We start from the raw sequence: 9,016 nt of genomic DNA, 5'->3' as shown, positions 1-9,016 counted from the left end.
GTGGTCATGGACCTCAGCGAAGACCGCAGCGAACCGCGGGTCTTCATCAACCCCACGGTGGAAGAGCTGACCCACGACATGGGCCAGTACCAGGAAGGTTGCCTGTCGGTGCCCGGCTTCTACGAGAATGTCGACCGCCCGCTGCGGGTACGGGTCAAGGCCCAGGACCGCGACGGCAAGCCTTACGAGCTGGAATGCGAAGGCCTGCTGGCGGTCTGCGTTCAGCACGAATTCGATCACCTCAACGGCAAGCTGTTCGTCGACTACCTGTCGCAGCTCAAACGCGACCGGATCAAGAAGAAGCTGGAAAAGCAGCACCGCCAGCAAGCCTGATCCCCACCTTCCAGAAGGCTTGCTCCGGCAAGCCTTTTTCTATTTTGAAGCGAGAACTCCATGCGCATCGTCTTTGCAGGCACTCCAGAGTTTGCCGCCGAACACCTCAAGGCCCTGCTCGACAGCCCTTACGACATCGTGGCCGTCTATACCCAGCCCGACCGCCCTGCCGGCCGTGGCCAGAAGCTGATGCCCAGTGCAGTCAAAGCGCTTGCCGTGGCCCATGACATCCCGGTGTTCCAGCCGCAAACCCTGCGCAATGCCGATGCCCAGGCCGAACTGGCCGCGCTCAAGCCAGACCTGATGGTGGTGGTTGCCTATGGCCTGATTCTGCCGCAGGCGGTGCTCGATATCCCGCGCCTGGGGTGCATCAACAGCCACGCCTCACTGCTGCCACGCTGGCGCGGTGCGGCGCCGATCCAGCGCGCCGTGGAAGCCGGTGACGCCGAAAGCGGCGTCACCGTGATGCGCATGGAAGCAGGCCTGGACACCGGCCCGATGCTGCTGAAGGTGGTCACCCCGATCAGCGCCGACGACACCGGCGGCAGCCTGCACGACCGCCTGGCCGAAATGGGCCCGCCTGCCGTGGTGCAGGCCATTGCCGGCCTGGCCGACGGCTCGCTGCAAGGTGAAGTGCAGGACGATGCCCTGGCCACCTACGCCCACAAGCTGAACAAGGACGAAGCGCGCATCGACTGGAGCCGCCCGGCCGTCGAGCTGGAGCGCCTGATCCGTGCGTTCAACCCGTGGCCGGTCTGCCACAGCACCCTCGATGGCGAAAGCGTGAAGGTGTTGGCCGCCAACTTGTCCACAGGCACGGGCGCCCCTGGCGAGATCCTGTCTGCCAGCAAGGACGGCCTGGTGGTCGCCTGCGGTGACCAGGCGCTCAGCCTGACCCGCCTGCAACTGCCTGGCGGCAAGGCGCTGAGCTTCAGCGACCTGTTCAACAGCCGGCGCGAGAAGTTCGCCGCTGGCAAGGTGCTGGGCCAATGAACCCGCGCCTCGCCGCCGCCCGTGCCCTTGCCGCTGTGCTCAGCGGCAAGGCCTCGCTCAACAGCTCGCTGCCAACGCAGCTGGACAAGGTCGATGAGCGTGACCGTGGCCTGACCCAGGACCTGGCGTTCGGCACCGCGCGCTGGCAGCCACGCCTGGACTTGCTCGCCGCCCAGCTGTTGCAGAAGCCGTTCAAGGCCGCCGATGCCGATGTACAGGCGCTGCTGCTGGTCGGCCTGTACCAGCTGTTTTACACCCGCATCCCGGCCCACGCCGCCATCGGCGAGACCGTGGGCTGCGCTGACAAGTTGAAAAAGCCGTGGGCCAAGGGCCTGCTCAATGCGGTATTGCGCCGTGCTCAACGCGAAGGCGAAGAATTACTGGCCGGCATGGAGCGCGACCCGGTGGTACGTACCGCCCACCCACGCTGGCTGCAGAAGCAGCTGAAGGCGTTCTGGCCCGAGCAGTGGGAAGCCATCTGCGCTGCCAACAACGCCCACCCGCCGATGATCCTGCGGGTCAATCGCCGCCACCACAGCCGCGACGCCTACCTGGCGCTGCTGGCCGAAGCAGGGGTGGGCGCCAGCGCCTGTCGGTACAGCCGTGACGGCATCGTGCTGGCCGAAGCCTGTGACGTGCGCGGCCTGCCAGGCTTCGCCGAAGGCTGGGTAAGTGTGCAGGACGAAGCCGCGCAACTGTCTGCCGACTTGCTCGAACTGGCCCCCGGCCAGCGCGTGCTCGACGCCTGCTGTGCCCCGGGTGGCAAAACCTGCCACCTGCTGGAGGCCGAAGCGGGCCTGGGCCACATGGTGGCGATCGACCTCGAAGCCAAGCGCCTGATCCGCGTGCGCGAGAACCTCGACCGCCTGCAGCTCGACGCCGAGCTGATCGCCTGCGATGCCCGCGACACCGCCAGCTGGTGGGACGGCACGCCGTTCCAGCGCATCCTCCTGGACGCGCCCTGCTCGGCCACTGGCGTGATCCGCCGCCACCCGGATATCAAGCTGACCCGCCAGGCCGACGATATCCCGGCCCTGGCCACGCTGCAGGGCGAGCTGCTCGATGCCCTGTGGCCGACCCTGGAAGTGGGTGGCATGCTGCTGTACGCCACCTGCTCCAGCCTGCCGACCGAGAACACCGAAGTGATCGAGGCGTTCCTTGCCCGTACCGCGGGCGCCCGTGAGCTGGACCTGGCTACCGAAGCCGGCCTGCGCCAGCCCCACGGCCGCCAGCTGCTGGCCCAGGAAGGCGGCCACGACGGCTTCTACTATGCCAAGCTGATCAAGATCGCCGCCTCGCGCGGATAAGACCAAGGGTAGGGAGTAACGGATGAAAATCATCATCCTCGGCGCAGGCCAGGTAGGCGGGACGTTGGCAGAGCACCTGGCCAGCGAGGCCAACGATATTACCGTGGTCGACACCGACGGCGACCGCCTGCGCGACCTCGGCGACCGCCTGGACATCCGTACCGTGCAGGGCCGTGGCTCGCTGCCTACGGTGCTGCGCCAGGCCGGTGCCGACGACGCTGACATGCTGGTGGCGGTGACCAACAGCGACGAAACCAACATGGTCGCCTGCCAGGTGGCCTATTCGTTGTTCCACACCCCGACCAAGATCGCCCGGGTGCGCGAGTCCGCCTACCTGACCCGCGAGGAGCTGTTCGACAACGACCATATCCCGGTCGACGTGCTGATCAGCCCCGAGCAGGTGGTGACCAACTACATCAAGCGCCTGATCGAACACCCGGGCTCGCTGCAGGTGATCGACTTCGCCGAGGGCAAGGCCCAGCTGGTGGCCGTGAAGGCCTACTACGGCGGCCCGCTGGTCGGCCAGCAGCTGCGCCAGATCCGCGCGCACATGCCCAACGTAGACACCCGCGTGGCAGCCATCTTCCGCCGCGACCGGCCGATCACCCCACGGGGCGATACGGTGATCGAGGCCGACGACGAGGTGTTCTTCATTGCCGCGAAGAAGGACATTCGCGCCGTGATGGGCGAACTGCGCCGTATTGATGAAACCAACAAACGCATCGTCATCGCCGGGGGCGGGCAGATTGGCGAACGCCTGGCCGAAGCCATCGAAAGCCGCTACCAGGTGAAGATCATCGAGATGAGCCCGGCCCGCTGCCGGCACCTCTCCGATACCCTGGAGAGCACCGTGGTGCTGCAGGGCAGCGCTTCGGACAAGGACCTGATGCTGGAAGAGAACATCGCCGACGCCGACATCTTCCTGGCGCTGACCAACGATGACGAAGCCAACATCATGTCCTCGCTGCTGGCAAAGCGCCTGGGCGCGGGCAAGGTGATGACCATCATCAACAACCCGGCCTATGTCGACCTGGTGCAGGGCGGTGATATCGACATCGCCATCAGCCCGCAGCTGGCCACCATCGGCACCCTGCTGGCGCACGTACGCCGTGGCGACATCGTCAGCGTGCACTCGCTGCGACGCGGCGCGGCCGAGGCCATCGAGGCGGTGGCGCACGGCGACTCGAAGTCGAGCAAGGTGGTGGGCAAGGCCATCGAGGACATCGCCCTGCCGCCGGGGACCACCATCGGTGCGATCATCCGTGACGAAGAGGTGATGATTGCCCATGACGACACCATGATCGAATCAGGCGACCATGTGATCCTGTTTGTTGTGGATAAAAAGCATATTCGGGATGTGGAGAAGCTATTCCACGTCGGCTTGAGTTTCTTCTAGGAGAAGAAGGCATGCGCGAATCGCTGGAGAAGATGCTGGCCAAGGGTGTGGATAACCCGCTGTTGCGGTTTGGTCTGGGCAAGGCCTGGCTGGACGAGGGCAACGGAGCGGAAGCGGCTGTGCACCTGGCACGCTGCGTAGAGCAGGACCCGAAGTATTCGGCGGCATGGAAGCTGCTGGGCAAGGCGTATCAGCTGCAGGGTGACCTGGCGGCAGCGCGCAAGGCCTGGGAAGACGGGATCGTGGCGGCACAAGCTCATGGCGACAAGCAGGCCGAGAAAGAGATGACCGTTTTTCTTAAAAAACTGAACAAAGCTTGAGATTGCCGGGGCTGCTTTGCAGCCCATCGCCGGCAAGCCAGCTCCCACAGGGACCAGGTAGGCTATTGGACCCAGCGCAAAACCCTGGCTCCCCCAGGTTGAAGCACAGCCCCAGGCCTGCGCGGTCAATGTGGGAGCTGGCTTGCCGGCGAAAGGGGCGCGGAGCGCCCCCAAGATCTCAGTACCAGCGCGGCTCGCCGGGTGGGCGCTTCTTGAAGCGCTTCATGCTCCACATGTACTGACTCGGGTACTCACGCACATAGCGCTCGACCACCTTGCTCATGGCAGCAGCCGATTCGGTCACATCGGTGCTGTACATCGCCTCGGGCGCCGCCTCCAGGATCACCCGGAAGCCCGACCCGTCCGGCAGCCGCAGGGCATGCAGGAATACCCCGACCGCCTTGCCGCCCGCCAGCATGTTCGGCACGAACTTGCTGGTCAGTGCCTGGGTACCGAGGAACGGCACGAACACGCCCGCCGACTCCGCCGGCTCCGGGTCGGCCGGGATACCCACCTGGCCACCGCGGCGCACTTCCTTGATCACGCTGAGGATGCCTTCCTTGGTCGAAGGTGCCACGCGGTTGCCCATCTGCACCCGCTGCTCGCGCAGCAGGTCATCCACAGCCTTCAGCTTTGGCGGGCGGTAGAAGATGATCGGTTTGCACTGGTTGCAGTAGAAGTGGTTGAGCACTTCCCAATTGCCCAGGTGGCTGGTGATGCCGACCACACCCTTGCCCGAGGCCAAGGCCTGCTCCAGCACTTCCAGGCCGTGCACTTCCTTGACCAGGTCCAGCGAACGCTGCGGCGGCCAGATCCAGGCACAGGCGCTTTCTACAAAGGATTTACCGATATCCCGCAGCGCGCGGCCCACCAGCTGCTCGCGCTCGGCCGGGTCCATCTCCGGGAAGCACTTGGCCAGGTTGATGCGCACCACATTGCGCGAACCGTTGGGCACCTTCCACATCAACCAGCCGATACCGGCGCCGACGCGCTGCACAGCGCCCCAGGGCAGCTTGGCAAACAGACGCAGCACCCCGACCATCAGGGCGCCCTTGAACTTTTCCACAGGCCAATTCCTTATTTCAGCGAGGCGCGCATTGTAACCTCTCAGCGCAGCAAGGCGGCGTAGCGATCGCAATCGGTGGTGTGGTCCATGACCATGCCGGTGGCCTGCATGAAGGCGTAGCAGATGGTCGGGCCGACAAAGGTGAAGCCGGCTTTCTGCAGGGCCTTGCTCATGGCCTTGGCTTCGTCGGTCACCGCTGGCACTTCGCTGCGGCCCTTGAAGTGATTGATCTTTGGCTCACCGCCAACGAACGACCACAGCCATTCGCCAGGGTTGTCCACAGCCAGCCAGGCCTGGGCGTTGCGCCGGGCGGCCTTGAGCTTGAGGCGGTTGCGGATGATGCCGGCGTCCTGCATCAGTTCCTCGATGCGTTCGTCGGTCATGTGCGCAAGTGCCGCCGCGTCGAAGCCGTGCATCACCTGGCGATAACGCTCGCGTTTGCGCAATACGGTGATCCACGACAGGCCCGCCTGGAACCCTTCGAGCAAAAGCATCTCGAAGAGCAACGCCGGATCACGCTGCGGCGTTCCCCATTCCTGGTCATGGTAGGCCTGGTACAACGGATCGTCGGTACACCAAAAGCAGCGTGGCATAAGGCTCCAATGAGTAGAGGGCGAGGCGAATCAGGTTATACTCCCGCTCTTTACATCCGCATCCCCAGATACAGGTGAATTTCGTGAGCCAGCCTACGCCAGCCGTGCGTACCTTCCAAGACCTGATCCTCGCCCTGCAGAACTACTGGGCAGCTCAAGGTTGTGTGGTGCTTCAGCCCTACGATATGGAAGTAGGCGCCGGCACTTTCCATACCGCCACGTTCCTGCGTGCCGTCGGCCCAGAAACCTGGAACGCTGCCTACGTGCAGCCTAGCCGTCGCCCCGCCGACGGGCGGTATGGCGAAAACCCCAACCGCCTGCAGCACTACTACCAGTTCCAGGTGGTGCTCAAGCCGAACCCGGCCAACTTCCAGGAGCTGTACCTCGGCTCGCTGAAAGCCATTGGCCTGGACCCGCTGGTGCACGACATTCGCTTCGTCGAAGACAACTGGGAATCGCCGACCCTCGGCGCCTGGGGTCTGGGCTGGGAAATCTGGCTCAACGGCATGGAAGTCACCCAGTTCACCTACTTCCAGCAGGTGGGCGGTATCGAGTGCTACCCGGTCACCGGTGAAATCACCTACGGCCTCGAGCGCCTGGCCATGTACATCCAGGGCGTCGATTCGGTGTACGACCTGGTGTGGGCCGACGGCCCGTTCGGCAAGGTCACCTACGGCGACGTGTTCCACCAGAACGAAGTGGAGCAGTCGACCTACAACTTCGAGCACGCCAACGTCGAGAAGCTGTTCGAACTGTTCGACTTCTACGAAAGCGAAGCCAACCGCCTGATCAAGCTGGACCTGCCGCTGCCGACCTACGAAATGGTCCTGAAGGCCTCGCACACCTTCAACCTGCTGGACGCCCGTCGCGCCATCTCGGTAACCGAGCGTCAGCGCTACATCCTGCGCGTACGTACCCTGGCCCGGGACGTGGCGCAAAGCTATCTGCAAGCCCGCGCACGCATGGGCTTCCCGATGGCCACCCCTGAACTGCGTGACGAAGTGTTGGCTAAGCTGGAGGCTGCACAATGAGTGCTCAAGATTTCCTGGTAGAACTGGGCACCGAAGAGCTGCCACCCAAAGCTTTGGCTACCCTCGGGGACGCCTTCCTGGCCGGCATCGAGAAAGGCCTGCAGGCCGCCGGCCTGAACTACACCGGCAAGCAGGTGTACGCCGCGCCGCGCCGCCTGGCCGTGCTGATTCGCCAGCTGGACGTGCAGCAGCCTGACCGCAGCATCAACATCGATGGCCCGCCCCTGCAGGCTGCTTTCAAAGACGGCGAGCCCACCCAGGCTGCCTTGGGCTTTGCCAAGAAATGCGGTGTAGAGCTGGCCGAAATCGACCAGAGCGGCGCCAAGCTGCGCTTCTCCCAGCACATCCCGGGCAAGGCTACCGCTGGCCTGCTGCCGACCATCGTCGAAGATTCCCTCAACGACCTGCCGATCCCCAAGCGCATGCGCTGGGCGGCCAGCCGTGAAGAGTTCGTGCGCCCGACCCAATGGCTGGTGATGCTGCTCGGCGACCAGGTGGTCGACTGCACCATCCTTTCGCAAAAGGCCGGCCGTGAATCCCGCGGCCACCGCTTCCACCACCCGGAAAACGTGCTTGTCACCACCCCGGCCAACTACGTCGAAGACCTGCGCAAAGCCTACGTGCTGGCTGACTTCGCCGAGCGCCGCGAACTGATCAGCAAGCGTACCGCCGAGCTGGCCATGCAGCAGGAAGGCAGCGCCATCGTGCCGCCGGCGCTGCTGGACGAAGTGACTGCCCTGGTCGAGTGGCCGGTGCCGCTGGTGTGCTCGTTCGAGGAGCGCTTCCTCGAGGTGCCGCAGGAAGCCCTGATCACCACCATGCAGGACAACCAGAAGTACTTCTGCCTGCTGGACAGCGAAGGCAAGCTGCTGCCGCGCTTCATCACCGTGGCCAACGTCGAAAGCCGCGACCCGCAGCAGATCGTGCAAGGTAACGAAAAGGTCGTGCGCCCACGCCTGACCGACGCCGAGTTCTTCTTCAAGCAGGACAAGAAGCAGCCGCTGGAAACCTTCAACGAGCGCCTTAAAAACGTGGTGTTCCAGGCTCAGCTGGGTACCGTGTACGACAAGGCCGAACGCGTTTCCCGCCTGGCCGCGTTCATTGCCCCGCTGATCGGCGGCGACGCCCAGCGCGCTGGCCGTGCCGGCCTGCTGTCGAAATGCGACCTGGCCACCGAAATGGTCGGCGAATTCCCCGAGATGCAGGGTGTTGCCGGTTACTACTACGCGCTCAACGACGGTGAGCCGCAGGACGTTGCCCTGGCCCTGAACGAGCAGTACATGCCGCGCGGTGCTGGCGCCGAGCTGCCGCAGACCCTTACCGGTGCTGCCGTGGCCATCGCCGACAAGCTCGACACCCTGGTCGGCATCTTCGGTATCGGCATGCTGCCCACCGGTAGCAAAGACCCGTATGCCCTGCGCCGCGCCGCCCTGGGCGTGCTGCGTATCCTGATCGAGAAGCAGCTGGACCTGAACCTGACCGGTGCAGTGGAGTTCGCCGTCAAGCAGTTCGGCGCCAAGGTCAAGGCTGCCGGCCTGGCCGAGCAGGTGCTGGAGTTCATCTTCGACCGCCTGCGTGCACGTTACGAAGACGAAGGCATCGATGTGGCTACCTACCTGTCGGTACGTGCCCTGCAGCCAGGTTCTGCGCTGGACTTCGACCAGCGGGTACAGGCTGTGCAGGCCTTCCGCAAGCTGCCGGAAGCCGAAGCCCTGGCCGCGGTGAACAAGCGCGTGTCGAACCTGCTGAGCAAAGCCGAAGGCGCCATCGCCGAACAGGTCGAGCCCAAGTACTTCGACAATGCCAACGAGTTCTCCCTGTACTCGGCCATCCAGCAGGCCGACCAGGCCGTGCAACCAATGGCTGCTGCACGCCAGTACAGCGAATCGCTGGCCCGACTGGCAGCACTGCGTGACCCGGTCGACGCCTTCTTCGAGGCGGTGATGGTCAACGCCGAAGACGCCAAGGTACGCGCCA

General features: G+C 64.5%; 9 protein-coding genes. 7 read left to right on the top strand and 2 right to left on the bottom strand.

Going from position 1 to position 9,016, the window contains the following annotated elements; translation table 11 throughout:
• The 5 genes from def to HP547_RS17180 all read left to right on the top strand — a co-directional run.
• On the top strand, window positions 1-333 hold a 333-nt coding region (gene def, locus HP547_RS17200; RefSeq protein WP_172286918.1), incomplete at its 5' end, for a peptide deformylase.
• A 60-nt stretch (window positions 334-393) separates the two neighbouring features.
• On the top strand, window positions 394-1,326 hold the full coding sequence (gene fmt / locus HP547_RS17195; protein ID WP_172286917.1) for a methionyl-tRNA formyltransferase: 933 nt from the start codon (window positions 394-396) through the stop codon (window positions 1,324-1,326).
• Window positions 1,323-2,633: a 16S rRNA (cytosine(967)-C(5))-methyltransferase RsmB gene (gene rsmB, locus HP547_RS17190; protein ID WP_172286916.1), complete on the top strand. Its 1,311-nt coding sequence runs from the start codon at window positions 1,323-1,325 to the stop codon at window positions 2,631-2,633. Before fmt ends, rsmB begins: the two co-directional genes overlap by 4 nt.
• Window positions 2,634-2,655: 22 nt before the next feature.
• Window positions 2,656-4,029: a Trk system potassium transporter TrkA gene (trkA, locus tag HP547_RS17185; protein WP_016712794.1), complete on the top strand. Its 1,374-nt coding sequence runs from the start codon at window positions 2,656-2,658 to the stop codon at window positions 4,027-4,029.
• A gap of 11 nt (window positions 4,030-4,040) precedes the next feature.
• Window positions 4,041-4,349: a tetratricopeptide repeat protein gene (locus tag HP547_RS17180; protein ID WP_172232063.1), complete on the top strand. Its 309-nt coding sequence runs from the start codon at window positions 4,041-4,043 to the stop codon at window positions 4,347-4,349.
• 178 nt (window positions 4,350-4,527) lie between these two features.
• On the opposite strand, the gene HP547_RS17175 is transcribed toward HP547_RS17180, so the two are convergent.
• Window positions 4,528-5,415, bottom strand: coding sequence for a lysophospholipid acyltransferase (locus HP547_RS17175; RefSeq protein WP_172232060.1), 888 nt, complete (start codon window positions 5,413-5,415; stop codon window positions 4,528-4,530).
• A 41-nt stretch (window positions 5,416-5,456) separates the two neighbouring features.
• A complete protein-coding gene (locus tag HP547_RS17170; protein WP_172286915.1) occupies window positions 5,457-6,008 on the bottom strand; it encodes a DNA-3-methyladenine glycosylase I in 552 nt (183 codons plus the stop codon).
• Between the two features lie 83 nt (window positions 6,009-6,091).
• Between HP547_RS17170 and glyQ the strand changes: the two genes are divergently transcribed.
• Complete coding sequence (gene glyQ, locus HP547_RS17165) at window positions 6,092-7,039, top strand: glycine--tRNA ligase subunit alpha (RefSeq protein WP_043198565.1); 948 nt, start codon at window positions 6,092-6,094, stop codon at window positions 7,037-7,039.
• Window positions 7,036-9,016, top strand: a 1,981-nt coding sequence (gene glyS, locus HP547_RS17160) for a glycine--tRNA ligase subunit beta (RefSeq protein WP_172286914.1), incomplete at its 3' end; no start/stop codon positions are given. The genes glyQ and glyS, both read left to right, overlap by 4 nt.

Origin of the sequence: Pseudomonas sp. CM27 (assembly GCF_013179515.1) — a bacterium.
Taxonomy (GTDB): domain Bacteria; phylum Pseudomonadota; class Gammaproteobacteria; order Pseudomonadales; family Pseudomonadaceae; genus Aquipseudomonas.
This window is presented reverse-complemented; position numbering and strand designations above follow the sequence as displayed.

Coding starts and splice junctions, on each gene's coding strand:
- rsmB (WP_172286916.1), top strand. CDS start 1,323: ATGAACCCGCGCCTCGCCGCCGCCCGTGCCCTTGCCGCTGTGCTCAGC.
- HP547_RS17180 (WP_172232063.1), top strand. CDS start 4,041: ATGCGCGAATCGCTGGAGAAGATGCTGGCCAAGGGTGTGGATAACCCG.
- HP547_RS17170 (WP_172286915.1), bottom strand. CDS start 6,008: ATGCCACGCTGCTTTTGGTGTACCGACGATCCGTTGTACCAGGCCTAC.
- fmt (WP_172286917.1), top strand. CDS start 394: ATGCGCATCGTCTTTGCAGGCACTCCAGAGTTTGCCGCCGAACACCTC.
- trkA (WP_016712794.1), top strand. CDS start 2,656: ATGAAAATCATCATCCTCGGCGCAGGCCAGGTAGGCGGGACGTTGGCA.